Origin of the sequence: Arenimonas sp. (assembly GCF_047602345.1) — a bacterium.
Taxonomy (GTDB): Bacteria; Pseudomonadota; Gammaproteobacteria; order Xanthomonadales; family Xanthomonadaceae; genus Arenimonas.
The window spans coordinates 519619-533876 of sequence record NZ_JASGHN010000010.1 but is presented as its reverse complement, the minus strand read 5'-3'; the positions used below and the strand labels follow the sequence as shown (position 1 = coordinate 533876).

Genomic DNA, 14258 nt, shown 5'->3' with positions numbered 1-14258 from the left:
CGATCATCATTGCAGGTTGGGCGCGGCGAATTCCTGCAAGACCTTCGCCGTTTCCTTCGGCCTCGCCATCATCGGCATATGGCCGCAACCGCTGAACAGCACGGCGCGGCTGTCCGGCAGGCCGGCTTCGAAAATCGGCACCGAACTGACGTCGATGACGCGGTCGTCCTTGCACCACAGCAGCAGCACAGGCGCCGTGATCTGCGCCAGTTCGCTCTGCAACTGCGTCGCTTCCGGCCCGCGGCCGATGGCATCGAGCACCGATTGTTCGAACGGCGCATCGGCGCGACGCCGGCGCACGAATGCTTCGTCGGCCGGCCAAGGCACGAAAGGCGGGTCGGTGAAGACGATGCCGAGATAACGGTGCAGCTCCGCGCGCGACGTGACTTCGAACGGATTCTGCCCTGCCAGCACCTCGCGTCCGAACTGGTTTTCGTTGAAACGCACGCCGGCGGACGACATCAGCACGAGGCGATCGGCGATATCGGCTTGTCGCGCAGCGAGCAGGCCGACGATCTGCCCGCCCATGGAATGGCCGACCAACAACGCCGGCTTGCCGGGGAGCTTGGCGAGGAATTCCTGCAGGCGTTGCGCCTGCGCCAGCGGACCGTAATCGGCGCCGGCCTGGCGTTCGCTTTCGCCCCAACCGGGCAGGTCCGGCGCGATCACGCGATGCGTCTTCGCCAGCTCGCGCATCAGCGGCAGCCAGTTTTCCTTGCTGCCGGTGAAGCCGTGCACCAGAACGACAAGCGGGCCGTCCTGGCCCGCCTGCAGATAACTCCAACGATGGCCTGCGGCTTCCAGCGACTGCTGGCTGGCACCCGCCAGCCAGCGTTGTCGCGCGAACTCGGCATCGAGCACGCGCTCGGGCATGTAGGCCGCGACGCCGACCGTCGTCAGCGCCAGCCCGAACGAGACGGCGAGCGCGACGCGGCCCTTCTTCATCGAATCAGGGCGCCGGCTTGTCGGCCAGCGCGGCTTCGACCGAACCCACCGTGATCGGGTGGTAGCCCGGGCGCGCGGTCGCGAACACTTCGCGCGCGAACGCCAAGCCGTCCGGCGTCTTCGCCAGCGCGTTGTAGGTCGGCATGATCAGCTTGCGACGACCGATGGTGCCGAGGAACTTGGCGATCTCCGGGCGCGCCGCCGTGTAGCCGCTACGCACGGTCAACGGATACCAGCGCTGGGCGATTTCGCCGTTCGGCGTGCCGGTGAACTTGTAGGCGCCGTCGAGCAGTTTGATCTGCTCGCTGTCCAGCGTTTCCGGCATGCCTTCGATGAAATGCACCCACTCCTGCGTCGTCCACTGCGCGGTCTGCGCCTTGTTCGGCAGGCTGTTGTCCTCGATGAAGACCTTGCGCGCGGCATCGACGGCATCGAAACGGGCCGACGCCGTGGCCGGCGCGGTCGCCGGCACGCCCGGCTCGTACAACCATTCGTCGAACTCGGCCTGCGTCACCTTGCCCGGGTATTTGTCGAGCAGGTTGGCCTTGGCGTAATCGGCGAACTGGTGCGAGGAGATCGACTGGAAGGAGAAGTGGTCGAAATAGCCGCGCAGGAAAGCGTCGAAATCGGCACGGCCGTAACGCTGTTCCAGGAACTGCATGAACCACGCGCCCTTGGTGTACACGGTGGACGACAGGTTGTCGTCCGGATCCTTCAGCACGCCCGGTTTCACCGCCAGCGCCTGCAGCGGCTTGTTCTCGTCGGTGAACTCGTTCTTCAGTTCGTTGCGCTCGATCACGTTCTCCATGTCGGCGCGTTCCTTGCCGAACAGGGCTTCGACCAGGCGGTTCTCGACGTAGCTGGTGACGCCTTCGTTGAGCCAGGCGTCCTTCGAGGTGGAGAAGGTGACCAGGTTGCCGGACCAGCTATGCGCCAGCTCGTGCGCGATCAGCGCGACCAGCGAGCGATCGCCGGTGATGACCGTCGGCGTCGCGAAGGTCAGGCGCGGGTTTTCCATGCCGCCGTACGGGAACGAGGGCGGCAGCACGAGGATGTCGTAGCGGTCCCAGCGGTACGGGCCGTACAACGATTCGGCCGTGTCGATCATCTTGCCGGTGTCGACGAATTCGGCGGCCGCTTTCGGCGCCATCGCCGGTTCGGCCCAGATGCCGGCGCGCTCGTTCAGCGGCTGGAACACCAGGTCGCCGGCGGCGATCGCCAGCAGGTAGGACGGGATCGGCTGCGGCATCTTGAAGCTGTAGTCGCCGTCGCGCACGGCCTTCGGGTCGTTGTCGGCGCTCATCAGCGCCATCACGTCGGCCGGCGTGGTGATGTGCGCTTCATAGGTGAAACGCACGATCGGCGTGTCCTGCAGCGGCACCCAGGACCGCGCGTGGATCTGCTGCGACTGGCTGAACATGAAGGGCAGCTTCTTGCCCAGCGTCATCGCCGGCGTCAGCCACTGCAGGCCCGAGGCGTTCGGCGAGGTCGAATAGGTGATGCGCACCTTCGGTTGCTGCGCCAGCGGGCTGATGCTGAGGCGGCTGCCGTAGATCGCTTCCGGCGCGGAAAGATCGAAAGGCACTTCCTTCCAGTCGATGCCGTCGCCGGCTTCGACCTTGGTGATGCTCAGGTCGCGCGAATCGAGCACGAGCACGTCGGCCTTCTTGTCCTTCCAGTCGAGATCGAGCACGGCGGTGCCGCTGAGCGTCTTCTGCTCGAAATCGACCTTCAGGTCGAGCGCCAGATGCTTGATCGCAACCTTGTCCGGTTCGGAATAGGAATGTTCGTCGCGCGCGGCGTTCGCAGCGGGCTGCGCCTTCGCTTCGGTGGTATCCGGCTTGGCGGTCTGGTCGGCGGGTTTCTGGCAGGCCGCGAGCGGCAGCAAGGCAGCGGCGAGCAACAGGGCATGGAAGCGCATGGCGGCTCCGGGTCGGGGGAAAGGCCAAGTTTATCGCGCATGGGGCCCAAAGGTTTAAATGACTAAAGCCATGGGACGGCGGCTCGGAAAGGCGCCTAGCCTTGCCGCAACTCTCCCCTGCCGGCGGCCGCATGCGCACCCAGTTCCTTGCCCTGCCGCCGGCCTCGCCTTTCCTGCCATCCCCGTCTCCGCGAACCCCTGCCGGGTGCGCGGCGTTCGCCCGTGCCCGGGCGGGATGACACACCCGTTGCATCGCGCCACCGAACCTTTCCGCCCCGCTCCGCAACAACGCAAGACCCCATAACGAGAAACCACGTGAAGCACAGCCCGCTCTTCCTCGCCCTGCTCGCCGCCTGCCCGCTCGCCCAGGCACAGACGACTCCTGCCCCGGCCGACGCTGCCATCGCCCCCGCGCCGGTAAGGACGATCCCGCGCATCGAGGGCAGCATCGTCATCGACGGCAAGGTGGACGAAGCGGTCTGGTCGCAGGCGTTGCCGGTGGATCTTCCGTTCGAAATCTCGCCGGGCGACAACATCGCGCCGCCGGCGAAGACCGAGGCGCGCGTCGGCTACGACGACGAGGCGCTCTACATCGCCTTCCGAGCGCACGACCCCGATCCTTCTGCCATCCGCGCCCGCCTGCGCGATCGCGACTCGGCTTACCGCGACGATTTCATCGGCGTGATTCTCGACACCTTCGGCGACCAGCGCCGCGCCTACGAGTTCTTCGTCAACCCGCTCGGCGTGCAGATGGATCTGATCAACGACCAGACCGCCGGCGGCAACGAAGACGATTCCTGGGACGGGTTGTGGAGCGCCGCCGGCAACATTACCGCGCAGGGCTACGAAGTGGAGATGCGCATTCCGTTTGCGACGCTGCGTTTCCGCGACGCCAGCGACCTGCAGCGCTGGGGCGTCGACTTCTTCCGCAGCTACCCGCGCAACAATCGCCACCAGATCAGCAGCAGCCGGGTCAGCCGCGACTCGAATTGCTTCATCTGCTCCTTCGACAAGTTCGAGGGCATGAGCGGCGTCAAGCAGGGCCGCAACCTCGAAATCGTCCCGACCATCACCGTCACGCGTCCGGAATACCGCACCAATGCCGGCACGCCCTGGCTCAACGACGGCGTCGACATCGAGCCCGGCGTCGACATCGCCTGGGCGCCGTCGCCGAACATGACCCTGAACGCGACGATCAACCCGGATTTTTCCCAGGTCGAATCCGACCAGGCGCAGCTGAACCTCAACGACAACTTCGCGCTGTTCTATCCGGAAAAGCGCCCCTTCTTCCTCGAGGGCGCGGACTACTTCAACACGCAGCTGCAGGTGCTCTACACGCGCCAGATCAACGACCCCGATGCCGGCGTGCGCGTGACCGGTGGCACCGACCATGGCGCTTATGGCGCTTTCGTCGCGCGCGACAATACCGTCAACCTGCTGGTGCCCGGTCCGCTGGGTTCGTACTTCGAACCTTTCGAAATGAAGACCGACGTCGCCGTGGGCCGTTACCGGCACAACTTCGGCGAGAACACGACGATCGGCGTCATTGGCACCTTCCGCCATGGCGACGATTATTCGAACGACGTCGCCGGTTTCGACGGCCGCTGGCAGAAAGGTCCGCATACGCTGACCGGGCAGGTGTTGTTCAGCGACTCGAAATACCCGAGCTCGCTCGGCTTCGCCGACGACTCGCCCTCGGGCCACGCGGCGCGCGCCTACTACGGCTACTCGAACCGCGACTGGTCGTTCAATACCTGGCATGTGGACATCGATCCGGGCTTCCGCGCCGACCTCGGCTTCATCGGCCAGGTCGGCTACGACAAGTCGCTGATCGGCGGCGGCCGTACCTGGTACGGCGACAGCGGCGAGAAGATCAAGCGCTGGGACGTGTATGCCGATTTCGACATCACGCACGATTCCAACGGTCAGCTGCTCGAACGCGAGTGGGAAGGATCGTTCAGCCTCCAGGGTCCGATGCAGAGCAATGCCTCGCTGGTCTGGATGTCGCGCGACCGCTTCTGGGAAGGCCAGCTGTTCGACGAGTACTACGTCGCGATGTCGGGCAATTTCATTCCGAAGTCAGGCGTGCGCCTGGGCGGTCGCATCGAAAGCGGCGAGCGCATCGACCTGACAGCGGTGCGCCTGGGCAAGAGCCTGACGGTCAACACCTGGAGCGAACTCGACATCGGCCGCGGCGTCAATCTCACGCATGACATCACCTGGCAGCGCCTCAGCCGCGACGGCGGCACCGCCTTCACCGCGATGATCTTCGATACGCGCCTGAGCTGGCAGCTCGACCCGCGCCAGCGCCTGCGCCTGGCCGTGCAAGGCAGCCGCGTCTATCGCGATCCGCTGCTGTACACGACGGCGGTGAACGAAGTCGCGCGGGACTACGCCGTGCAGCTGCTGTACTCGTACAAGGTCAATCCGCGCACGGCCTTCTACGCCGGCGTCTCGTACGGTTCGTACAAGGACGACGACTACCCGGATATGTTCGGTTACACGCGCAACATCTTCCTGAAGTACAGCTACGCGTGGCAGCCGACGTTCTGATTTCCGTAGTCGCTTGTAGGAGCGACGCGAGTCGCGACTGTTCGGCTGCACCGATGCATTGCCCTGCCGGCGGCCCTACTTTTTGTTATGGCAAAAAGTAGGCAAAAACCATTGCGCCCGACGCTCGCCGGCTCGAAATCCTTTCTCGCCGTACCTTGCGCTTCTCGCCGCCCGCGGGCCGGCCCGAACTCGCGCATCCCTGCGCTCGGACAGTCGGGCCTTTCCCCCGCGGTCGGCTGTGATGCTCGGCTCGCTTTAAGGCGCGGGTCGCTCTAGGGCCGCGCATCCTGCGCTGACTTTCAGCGGACCCATGATTTTGTCGTCGGCAAAGCCGACGCGAATCCCCCGATGAATCAGACCGCGTAGCCCGAATGAATCGCGACGATGCCGCCGCTGAGGTTGCGGTGGCTGCAACGCGCGAAACCGGCCTCGGCCATCATCGCCTGCAGTTCTTCCTGCGGCGGGTGCTTGCGAATGGACTCGGCCAGGTACTGATAGCTGTCGGCATCCTGGGCGAACAAGCGGCCGAGTCGCGGCAACACCTGGAAGGAATGGAAGTCGTAGATCGGCCGGAACCACTCCGGCTTCACCTGCGAGAACTCCAGCACCAGTGCGCGCCCGCCGGTCTTCAGCACGCGGCGCATCTCGCGTAGGCCCCGAGCCTTGTCGGTGACGTTGCGCAGGCCGAAGGCGATGGTCACCAGATCGAAGCTGGCGTCCGGGAAAGGCAGGGCTTCGGCGTTGAGCTGCACGTAACGCAGGCCACGCACCAGGCCGCGGTCGGTTAGCCGGTCGCGGCCGACGCCGAGCATCTGCGCATTGATGTCGCCGAGCACGACTTCGCCGGTCTCGCCGACGCGTTCGTGCAGCAAGGCGGCGATGTCGCCGGTGCCGCCGGCGAGGTCGAGCACGCGATCGCCGCGCTTGACGCCGGAGGTCCCGACGAAATAGCGCTTCCAGACCCGATGCACGCCCAAGGACATGAGGTCGTTCATCAGGTCGTAGTTGCGTGCGACCGACGAGAACACCTGGCCGACCAGCTTCTTCTTCTCGTCGACCGGCACCTCGCGGTAGCCAAAATGGGTGGTGCCGTCTTTCGTCTCGTCCATGCCGGCATTATCGCACCGGCCGGGGTGCGACGCTTGCCGGCTCAGGGCAAGGGGCGGATACTCCGGCGGCCCTTCATTCGCCGGCTATCCGGGACCACGCCATGATCGCGACCGTATTGATGTCGATCAGCGCCGGCATCTTCCTGCTACTGGGGACGATGCATCTGCTGTACACCTTCAACGGCCCGAAGTTCATGCCGCGCGACCGCAGCCTGATGGAACGCATGGCGGAAGTTTCGCCGGTCATCTCGGCGCAAACGACGATGTGGCGGTGCTGGATCGGCTTCAATGCCAGCCATAGCCTCGGAGCCATGCTGTTCGGACTCATCTACGGCTATCTGGCGCTGGCGCATCCGACCTTGCTGTTCGGTTCGCCCTATCTGCTCGGCGTCGGCCTGGCGATGGCCGGCGCGTTCTTGTTGCTCGGCAAGGCCTACTGGTTCAGCATACCGTTCACCGGGATCGCCCTGTCGCTGGCCTGTTTCATCGGCGGCGTCGTCGCCGCCCACGTCTGAACGGATACGTCACATGAAATGCCCCAAGTGCAACGAAAAGATGGACAACGTTCCCACGGCCGGCGGCGTCGCCGATCGTTGCTCTGGTTGCCAGGGCCTGTGGTTCGACATCGGCGAGCACGAGGACCTGAAGAATTACTCCGAGATCCTCGATACAGGCGACGCCGAGATCGGCGCGCAGCTCAACAGCTTCGACCGCATCCGCTGCCCCAAGTGCCCGGACAGCCCGATGCTGCGCATGGTCGATCCGCAGCAGCCGCATATCTGGTTCGAGAGCTGCCCGGTCTGCCACGGCCGCTTCCTCGATGCCGGCGAATTCCGCGACCTGAGCGAGAAGACGCTGGCGGACGTGGTCCGCGGCTGGAACGCGCCGGCGCGCGACTGAGATGGCGGGCAAGCCGACGCCCGAACCCGTTTTTTTCGCCACGCCGGCCGGATTCCGCGCCTGGCTGAAGAAACACCATGCCACATCGACAGAACTGCTGGTCGGCTTCTATCGCGTCGATAGCGAACATCCCAGCATCACCTGGCCCGAATCGGTGGACGAGGCGCTGTGTTTCGGCTGGATCGACGGCGTGCGCAAGCGCCGCGACGAAACCAGCTACACGATCCGTTTCACCCCGCGCCGCAGGAACAGCGTCTGGAGCGCGGTGAACCTGCGTCGCGTCGAAGTCCTCACGGCCGAAGGCCGCATGCAAGCGGCTGGCCTGGCCGCGCATGCGGCGCTCAACGGGGACAAGTCGCGCATCTATGCCTACGAGCAGCGTTCGGCCGAACTCGGCGAGGCGTACGCGAAGATGTTCCGAAAGAACCGGAAAGCCTGGGCTTTTTTCGAGGCGCAGCCGCCGTCCTATCGCAAGCTGGCCTGCTGGTGGATCGAAAGCGCCAAGAAGGAAGAGACGCGTCTGAAGCGCCTGGAAAAATTGATCGCATTCTCGGCCGAAGGCAAGCGCGTCTGAGTCGCGAGCCGCAGGTCGTTCATCGCAACCATTGCAGGGCCTGCGCCGACGGCGGATCGAGCGCCGGCTGCTCGGTCACTTCGGTTTTCGACCCTGCATACGCCTCGAAACAGGCGCGATGCCCGGCCAGCGACATCTCGCCGTCGCGCGTGTAGTAGCCGGCTACCCACTCGAGCAGGAAGGCCAGGCGCTGGTCTTGTTCCTCGCGCGATGCGTACTTGTGCGGCTCCCACGGCCGCGCACGGCAGTTCGCCTCGCACTGCGTCCGCCCCGGGTTCATGAACAGCAATCGCGCGCCATGCTCGATCGCGACGGCGATCAGGCCGGCGTAACAGCCTTCGACGACCCAGTTCGCGCTCGCCGCGCAGAACGCGCGCACATCCGCCTGCGCCTCGGCAGGCGAGCGCGGCACGGCGATCCGGCCGGGCTCCCAGGCCACGGTATCGAGATCGAGCATCGCGGCACCGGCGCGCGCGGCCAGCCAGCGCGCCAGCGTCGATTTCCCGGAGCCCGAATTGCCGAGGATTGCGATGCGCATTCGTTCTGCCCGGCCCGAGGCTACCCTTTTTTGGTGCCGAAAGTCGTCTGCTTGTTCGCGAAGTATCCGACGATCAACCAATCGCCACCCGCCTTCTGCATCACCACCTTTTCGGAAAGGCTCATCCCGCCGGATCGACTGGCGAACACCACGAAGGCGTATTCCCCGATCGGACCACCGACATCGACCTGCGTGGCGAAACCCAGCCCCTGGATCTCCCGCTCCGGCTTGCCTTCGGAAAGCTTGCTGGCCAGTTTGAGCGTGTTGGTCCAAACGAGTTCGTTCGTCAGGTCCTTGAGCGCAGGACCGGCACGCTCCCACGTCCGCGAGTATTGCCCGCGATCGATCATGTCGATGTACTCGCGCGCCGCGGTCACCGCCTCCTGCTGTTGCGCCGGCGTGCCTGGCGTCGGTTCCGGCAGGCCCGTCTCGCCACCTGGCGAAAACGAAACGCTGCATGCTCCCAGGATGGAGAGAATGACGAATGCGGCCAGTAGTCGTTTCATGCCGATACCTGGGAAAAGGGAACCGCGGCCAGCCACCAGCGATGGCAACTGCAATCCGGCCGATATCCGCAGAAAGCAGTCTAGAGCAAACGCCTTACGGGTTGCAGCAGGAAAACCGCCACCTAGATCGCTTCATTTTCGCGAGTCCAGCGCGAGACTAGCCCGTCTTCTGGATCGAAGATCTCGCCGATCCGCCGGAAGCCGCACTTCTCCAGTACACGGCTCGATATGGCGTTGTCCGGCATCGTGTGGGCGATGACCTGGCGAACGCGCGCATCGGACAAGGCGAAATCGATCAATGCCTTCGCCGCCTCCGTCGCATAGCCGCGATTCTGGTGCTGCGGATCGATGCCGTAGGCGATCTCGACGATGCCGTCGGCGTTCGGCGGGCCTTTGAACGAGCAACCGCCGATCGAACTACCGCTGCCGCGATCGAAAACGGTGAAGCTGAAAGCCCAGGGGTCGCCCGGCGTCGCGGCTTTCGCCTGCGATATCCAGGCAGGGGAAACCGCCGCGCGGTCGTCCGGCGACATGGCGTCGATCCATGCCAGTACTTCGTCCAACGTCTGCAGGCGCAGACGCAGGCGTGGCGTTGTCAGTTCCATCACATTCTTTTCCGAAAAATCACTCGTGTTCTTCTTGCACGCCGGACGCCGGCGGCTGGTCGAAGAGAATCGCAACACCCATCACCATCAAGCCGATGTTGCGGAGGGCACTGCCGAGGACCTGCAGGATATCCGGCACCGGCAGCAGGGCAATGGCGAGATTGGTCAGGATGCCGGCCAGAAACAACGCGACGGCCATGCGCGGAAATCGATTCGCGCGCCAGGCCGACCAGGCGAACAGCAGGCCGCCGAGCACCATCGCACTGCCCGCCAGTGTGTAGTGCCAGCCGAGCTCGGCCCACAACTGCTCGTAAGTCGGGATCCGCGCCGAGATCGCGAGAATCGTCGTGTACAGGAAATAGATGAAGGCGGCGCCATACAGGCCCGCGCCCAGCCATCCGATTCGTCCTTTCCGATTTCCTTGCCAAGCAATGAGCCCGGCCAGCAGGAACGGCATCGGCAGGAAAGCGATCAGGTTGATCCACAGCTGAACGTCGTTGAAGCCTTGCTGCCGCCACTCCATCACGTCGCTGAGCAGGTGCAGGGCCGGTGCGACGACCGCGACGCCACCCACCGTTCGCGCGAACCGCGCAGCTCGCACGGCTACCACCACCTTCCGGTTTCGAACAACACGCGCGTCAACCAAGCGAGCGCGTCGGTCACGAACCTAGGCATGGCGAACGCGAGCACGGCAAGCGCTCCGGCCCCCGCCAGGAAAGTCGTCAGCGGAATGGTTTCTTCTACGCCCACGAACCAGCGATTGATCATCATCCAGAACAGCAGGGCCAACGGTACCGACACGATCAGGGATACGAAGGCGATCGCGAACCGATCGAACAGGCTGTATTGATCGAGCCGATCGCGTTCCTTCCCGGGCATCTAGAAGCTCGATCCTGGCCGCTGCAGGAACGCGAGCTCGTCGGCCGTCGATTCGCGCCCGAGGATGGCGTTGCGATGCGGGTATCTGCCGAAACGATCGATGATCGCCTTGTGGCGCAGCTCGTAGTCGTGGTTGTTGCCCGGCGCCCATTGCGCGAACAGGGTCTCCGCCAGCGCATGGATCGCCCGAGATTCGCTGTGCATGTACGGCATCAGCAGGAAAGCGCATTGCGTCGTCGTCAACGTTTCCAGCACGCCCGCGGCAACCGCTTCCTGCGACAGCGCGAGCGCCATCGGATCCTGGGCGAAGGCCAGCGGCGTGCCGCGATGGATGTTGCGGGAGAATTGGTCGAGCACGATGATCTCGGCCAGGCGCCCTTCAGGGCTTGCGCGCCAATCGGAACACTCGCCGGCCGCCGCCCGCTCCAAGGTGGGCAGAAACAGTTCGCGCACTCGCCCGTCGAACGCCGGCTCGGCGCTCCACCAGGATTTCGGATCGATTTCGTCGAACCAGAACGAAAGCACTTGCTCGCGAGTCATGCCGGCTCCGAGCGCGGGCTTCGATCAGAGTTAGCGCGGCAGTGCCCGCGGACTCCGTTGCGGTCGCCGCCGGCCAAGTCCGGGAGGCGGCCCCGGCGCTCCGACCCGGTCCTCATCCGCCACGCTGCTTGTTGAATCGTTCCCGGGCGGCATCGAAACAGACCTTCATGCGGTCGTCGCTCCACGCTTCGGTGACGCACTTCAGGTCTTCGCGGGAGAGACTGTTTCCTGCGGCGCAGTTCCTGACCGCGCCTTCGTGCAATGGCCGCAAGGTCTTCCGAACCCTGGCGAGGTCCTTTTCGTTCGCCGCCATGTTCTCGGCCATCTTGTCGAAACCGGTGATGATCGTTTCGCATTCCTCGGTCGTCAGGCTGTCGGAAGAGCAGCCGACCAGGAACAACAACGGTACGAGCAGCGACGCGATGCGAAAGCTCATCCGGGTTCTCCCTTCCGACGACAGGTGGCCGCCATGGGCCATGCGCCGAGTCTACGCTTGCGCTGGCCCCTCGTCTGCCGGCCTGCGGGTCGGCCCAAGGCCTAATCGGTCGGATCGCCCAACTCGCGATTCAGCGCGATCGCTGCCTGCGCCAGGCGCTTGGCGCGCGCGGCCGGGATCGTGTCGCCTTCGCTCAGGTCCAGCGTCGCCATTTCGTATTTGCCGCCGGGTTTCAGGCGCGGTTCGACCTCGCGCAGACGCTGCCCGCGCCAGAACCCGAACAGGACGCGCTGTTCCTCGGCCCGGATAAGCAGCATCGGGCCGTTACTGAAATAAACGAGGTGGCCCCATTTGATGCGCTCGTCCTTCGCACCGGCGGCAAGCACGGCCTTGCGCAGGCTCTCGACCACAGCGCGACGCCAACCATCGAGCGCCGCGACATAGGCGTCCGGCGAGGCAGCGGGAATAGTTTTCTTCATCGCCAAGCTCAGCCCCTTGCGTACGCCGCCGATTCATTTGTTGCAGGAATAGCGCCCCTTGTCGAAGCGCACACCGGTCGGGCAGCGCGCATTGAGGCGATCCGACGCCGCGTCGACGCGCTCGGAGGCCTGCGCGATCTTCGGCTCCCACTCGGTCTTCAATCTGGCACGCTCCAGCTCGGCCTGTTGCTGGTCCTCGTTGGTCGCGAACAGGGGCGTGGCCCGGTTCATCGCTTGTTGATAAGACAGCTGGACATCGTCGCGCTGCTTCTGGGCGGACTGCAGCTCCATATAGAGCCCTTCCACCGAACCACTACCGCCCGCCGGGGGCTGCGATGCCCTGGCCGGCGTGATCTCGGCCGTGCCCGGCGCCGCCTGTGCGGCCTCGGTATCGATGACCGTCGTTTTCGCGCCTTTTTCGCAAGGCTTGTCCTGGTACTTGGTCTGGCCGTTGATGCTGCACTTGTAAAGCTCGCCAGCGCTCGCGCCCGGCGCGATCAGCAGGAACGACAGAAGCAGCCTCGGGAGGAGTCTTTCGGCGGACGACATGCGGGTGTTCTCTTCGGGGGGTGCGAGGATTCTAGCGCCGACCGCCCGCCAACGCAGGCTCAGATCTGGGCCAGCATCAGGACGTAGCCATCCGGATCGGATAATCGGCACTCGCCGCCCGGCATGTAGAACGGAAAGAAGATCTCGCCAGGTTCGCGCCCTCGTGCGAGCAATTCGCTACGCGTTCTCCGGATATCGTCAAAGTAGAGGTAGAAGAGCACGGCCTGCCGATGCGGATCGATCGGTTCCGAGGCCTGCGCGATCATCAGGCTGGCTTCGCCGCTCTGCAACCAGGCCCAGTTCGGCGTGCTGCCGCCTTCCGGCGTCACGCTGTTCGCCACGCGAAACCCGAGGTCCGCGTAGAAGCCGATGCTGCGTTCGACGTCGGCGACGTGGGCGAAGGCAACCAGTGATTTCGTATCCGCGCTCATGCGTACTCCATCGGCTCCACGCGCCTAGGCGCTGGGCTCACGACTCATCCCGCGATTGTCCATTTCCGCCATGTACGCGGCCCACCGGGTTTCGTACTCGCGGCCGAGCTCGTGCAGCAGCGACCAGCTGAAGATGCCGCTGTCGTGGCCGTCGTCGAACTGCAGTTGTACGGCGTAGTTGCCGATTGGTTCGATGCCGCGGATGTTGACGTGCTTCTTGCCCGGCACCAGCACGCGCTGGCCGGGGCCATGCCCCTGCACTTCCGCGCTCGGCGATTCGACCCGCAGGTACTCGCAGGGCAAACGGAAAACGCTGCCGTCGTCGAAGGCGACCTCGAGCGCATGCGAGGCACGATGCAATACGATGTTCGTGGGGCGCGGCGAACTCATGCCTTGCTCCGTCGCTTCGCGCGCGGGTGGGCGTCGTCGTACACCTTGGCCAGGCGCTGGAAATCGAGGTGCGTGTAGATCTGCGTGGTGGCGATGTCGGCGTGGCCGAGCAGTTCCTGCACGCCGCGCAAATCCCCGGAAGACTCGAGCACGTGGCTGGCGAAACTGTGACGCAACAGGTGCGGGTGCACGCGTTTCCAGATGCCCTGTTGCTGCGCGAGCTGGCGCAGGCGCAGCTGCACGGCGCGCGCCGTGATCGGCTTGCCGGCGCGACCGGGAAAGACGGGCGATTCGATCGCGGCGCGCTGGTCGGTCTTCCATTCGGTCAAGGCCGTCAGCGCATGGCTGCCGACCGGCACGATACGCATCTTGCCGCCTTTGCCGTTCACGCGGACGAGGGCCTCGGCCAGATCGAGGTCGCGCCAGCGCAGGGCGCACAATTCCGAAACGCGCAGGCCGGAGGAATACAGCAGCTCCAGCATCGCGCGGTCGCGCAGGCCAAGCGGTGCATCGGTCGGCACTTCGACCAGTTGCGTCATCTCGTCGGGATCGAGGATCTGCGGCAACTTGCGCGGCGCCTTCGGCGCGCGCAGGCCTTGCGCCGGGTTCGCCGCCAGGCTGCCACGCTTGAGCTGGTGGCGGAAGAAGCTGCGCAGGGCCGACAGACGGCGTTGCAGGCTCTTCGGCGACAGGCCGCGGCGATGTTCGCCGGCGATGAAGCCGCGCAGGCGCTCGCCGTCGATATCGGCGAAACGCACGATGCCGGTTTCGGCCATCCAGTCGATCATCGCCATCAGATCGCGTCGATAGTTTTCCGTCGTGTTCGCCGATAACCGCCGCTCCACCGACAGGTGTTCGAGGTAGGCCTCGACCTGCGTGCGGAGGGCGTCGCTGCTCATGATT

At 65.0% G+C, this 14258-nt stretch carries 19 protein-coding genes; 4 read left to right on the top strand and 15 right to left on the bottom strand.

Annotated features, from left to right (window positions below):
- Positions 1-6: 6 nt before the first annotated feature.
- Together QM707_RS15280 and QM707_RS15275 are read right to left on the bottom strand one after the other, a co-directional pair.
- Entirely contained in the window at positions 7-945 is a 939-nt protein-coding gene (locus QM707_RS15280; RefSeq protein ID WP_415002737.1) for an alpha/beta fold hydrolase, read from the bottom strand.
- Between the two features lie 4 nt (positions 946-949).
- Positions 950-2866: a M1 family metallopeptidase gene (locus QM707_RS15275; protein WP_415002736.1), complete on the bottom strand. Its 1917-nt coding sequence runs from the start codon at positions 2864-2866 to the stop codon at positions 950-952.
- Positions 2867-3181: 315 nt separating this feature from the next.
- Here QM707_RS15275 and QM707_RS15270 point away from each other — a divergent pair, with 315 nt between their 5' ends.
- Positions 3182-5419, top strand: coding sequence for a DUF5916 domain-containing protein (locus tag QM707_RS15270; protein WP_415002735.1), 2238 nt, complete (start codon positions 3182-3184; stop codon positions 5417-5419).
- Between the two features lie 353 nt (positions 5420-5772).
- On the opposite strand, the gene ubiE is transcribed toward QM707_RS15270, so the two are convergent.
- The gene (ubiE, locus tag QM707_RS15265; RefSeq protein WP_415002734.1) at positions 5773-6528 is read right to left on the bottom strand and encodes a bifunctional demethylmenaquinone methyltransferase/2-methoxy-6-polyprenyl-1,4-benzoquinol methylase UbiE; all 756 of its coding nucleotides are present in this window, start codon (positions 6526-6528) and stop codon (positions 5773-5775) included.
- Positions 6529-6629: 101 nt separating this feature from the next.
- Between ubiE and QM707_RS15260 the strand changes: the two genes are divergently transcribed.
- From QM707_RS15260 to QM707_RS15250, 3 genes are read left to right on the top strand one after another with little or no spacing between them, the layout of a single operon-like run.
- Complete coding sequence (locus QM707_RS15260) at positions 6630-7043, top strand: LIC_13387 family protein (RefSeq protein ID WP_415002733.1); 414 nt, start codon at positions 6630-6632, stop codon at positions 7041-7043.
- A gap of 13 nt (positions 7044-7056) precedes the next feature.
- Positions 7057-7428, top strand: a complete 372-nt coding sequence (locus QM707_RS15255; protein WP_415002732.1) for a zf-TFIIB domain-containing protein — start codon at positions 7057-7059, stop codon at positions 7426-7428.
- 1 nt (position 7429) lies between these two features.
- A complete protein-coding gene (locus QM707_RS15250; protein WP_415002731.1) occupies positions 7430-8002 on the top strand; it encodes a YdeI/OmpD-associated family protein in 573 nt (190 codons plus the stop codon).
- A gap of 19 nt (positions 8003-8021) precedes the next feature.
- Here QM707_RS15250 and QM707_RS15245 read toward each other — a convergent pair whose 3' ends face one another.
- The 12 genes from QM707_RS15245 to xerC form a co-directional block, all read right to left on the bottom strand.
- Positions 8022-8540 carry a shikimate kinase gene (locus QM707_RS15245; RefSeq protein ID WP_415002730.1) on the bottom strand — a complete coding sequence of 173 codons (519 nt, stop codon included), beginning with the start codon at positions 8538-8540 and terminating at the stop codon, positions 8022-8024.
- Between the two features lie 20 nt (positions 8541-8560).
- Positions 8561-9100 (bottom strand): DUF4019 domain-containing protein, encoded by a 540-nt coding sequence (locus tag QM707_RS15240; protein ID WP_415002729.1) that lies wholly within the window; start codon positions 9098-9100, stop codon positions 8561-8563.
- A 68-nt stretch (positions 9101-9168) separates the two neighbouring features.
- Positions 9169-9651 carry a GNAT family N-acetyltransferase gene (locus QM707_RS15235; protein ID WP_415002728.1) on the bottom strand — a complete coding sequence of 161 codons (483 nt, stop codon included), beginning with the start codon at positions 9649-9651 and terminating at the stop codon, positions 9169-9171.
- A 19-nt stretch (positions 9652-9670) separates the two neighbouring features.
- Entirely contained in the window at positions 9671-10252 is a 582-nt protein-coding gene (locus QM707_RS15230) for a hypothetical protein (RefSeq protein WP_415002727.1), read from the bottom strand.
- 2 nt (positions 10253-10254) lie between these two features.
- Positions 10255-10530: a hypothetical protein gene (locus QM707_RS15225; protein ID WP_415002726.1), complete on the bottom strand. Its 276-nt coding sequence runs from the start codon at positions 10528-10530 to the stop codon at positions 10255-10257.
- Positions 10531-11070 (bottom strand): DUF924 family protein, encoded by a 540-nt coding sequence (locus QM707_RS15220; protein WP_415002725.1) that lies wholly within the window; start codon positions 11068-11070, stop codon positions 10531-10533.
- Positions 11071-11182: 112 nt separating this feature from the next.
- Positions 11183-11506, bottom strand: a complete 324-nt coding sequence (locus QM707_RS15215) for a hypothetical protein (RefSeq protein WP_415002724.1) — start codon at positions 11504-11506, stop codon at positions 11183-11185.
- 101 nt (positions 11507-11607) lie between these two features.
- Complete coding sequence (locus tag QM707_RS15210; protein WP_415002723.1) at positions 11608-11985, bottom strand: DUF1801 domain-containing protein; 378 nt, start codon at positions 11983-11985, stop codon at positions 11608-11610.
- 33 nt (positions 11986-12018) lie between these two features.
- Complete coding sequence (locus tag QM707_RS15205; RefSeq protein WP_415002722.1) at positions 12019-12534, bottom strand: DUF4124 domain-containing protein; 516 nt, start codon at positions 12532-12534, stop codon at positions 12019-12021.
- Between the two features lie 59 nt (positions 12535-12593).
- Positions 12594-12965, bottom strand: a complete 372-nt coding sequence (locus tag QM707_RS15200; protein WP_415002721.1) for a VOC family protein — start codon at positions 12963-12965, stop codon at positions 12594-12596.
- A 24-nt stretch (positions 12966-12989) separates the two neighbouring features.
- Positions 12990-13355, bottom strand: coding sequence for a gamma-butyrobetaine hydroxylase-like domain-containing protein (locus QM707_RS15195; RefSeq protein ID WP_415002720.1), 366 nt, complete (start codon positions 13353-13355; stop codon positions 12990-12992).
- Positions 13352-14254, bottom strand: a complete 903-nt coding sequence (xerC, locus tag QM707_RS15190) for a tyrosine recombinase XerC (RefSeq protein ID WP_415002719.1) — start codon at positions 14252-14254, stop codon at positions 13352-13354. Before xerC ends, QM707_RS15195 begins: the two co-directional genes overlap by 4 nt.
- Positions 14255-14258: the final 4 nt, after the last annotated feature.

Excerpts from the sequence above, each read along its gene's own strand:
- QM707_RS15280 (WP_415002737.1), bottom strand. The coding sequence starts at position 945 with ATGAAGAAGGGCCGCGTCGCGCTCGCCGTCTCGTTCGGGCTGGCGCTG.
- QM707_RS15275 (WP_415002736.1), bottom strand. The coding sequence starts at position 2,866 with ATGCGCTTCCATGCCCTGTTGCTCGCCGCTGCCTTGCTGCCGCTCGCG.
- ubiE (WP_415002734.1), bottom strand. The coding sequence starts at position 6,528 with ATGGACGAGACGAAAGACGGCACCACCCATTTTGGCTACCGCGAGGTG.
- QM707_RS15260 (WP_415002733.1), top strand. The coding sequence starts at position 6,630 with ATGATCGCGACCGTATTGATGTCGATCAGCGCCGGCATCTTCCTGCTA.
- QM707_RS15255 (WP_415002732.1), top strand. The coding sequence starts at position 7,057 with ATGAAATGCCCCAAGTGCAACGAAAAGATGGACAACGTTCCCACGGCC.
- QM707_RS15250 (WP_415002731.1), top strand. The coding sequence starts at position 7,430 with ATGGCGGGCAAGCCGACGCCCGAACCCGTTTTTTTCGCCACGCCGGCC.
- QM707_RS15245 (WP_415002730.1), bottom strand. The coding sequence starts at position 8,540 with ATGCGCATCGCAATCCTCGGCAATTCGGGCTCCGGGAAATCGACGCTG.
- QM707_RS15235 (WP_415002728.1), bottom strand. The coding sequence starts at position 9,651 with ATGGAACTGACAACGCCACGCCTGCGTCTGCGCCTGCAGACGTTGGAC.
- QM707_RS15225 (WP_415002726.1), bottom strand. The coding sequence starts at position 10,530 with ATGCCCGGGAAGGAACGCGATCGGCTCGATCAATACAGCCTGTTCGAT.
- QM707_RS15220 (WP_415002725.1), bottom strand. The coding sequence starts at position 11,070 with ATGACTCGCGAGCAAGTGCTTTCGTTCTGGTTCGACGAAATCGATCCG.
- QM707_RS15215 (WP_415002724.1), bottom strand. The coding sequence starts at position 11,506 with ATGAGCTTTCGCATCGCGTCGCTGCTCGTACCGTTGTTGTTCCTGGTC.
- QM707_RS15210 (WP_415002723.1), bottom strand. The coding sequence starts at position 11,985 with ATGAAGAAAACTATTCCCGCTGCCTCGCCGGACGCCTATGTCGCGGCG.
- QM707_RS15205 (WP_415002722.1), bottom strand. The coding sequence starts at position 12,534 with ATGTCGTCCGCCGAAAGACTCCTCCCGAGGCTGCTTCTGTCGTTCCTG.
- QM707_RS15200 (WP_415002721.1), bottom strand. The coding sequence starts at position 12,965 with ATGAGCGCGGATACGAAATCACTGGTTGCCTTCGCCCACGTCGCCGAC.
- QM707_RS15195 (WP_415002720.1), bottom strand. The coding sequence starts at position 13,355 with ATGAGTTCGCCGCGCCCCACGAACATCGTATTGCATCGTGCCTCGCAT.
- xerC (WP_415002719.1), bottom strand. The coding sequence starts at position 14,254 with ATGAGCAGCGACGCCCTCCGCACGCAGGTCGAGGCCTACCTCGAACAC.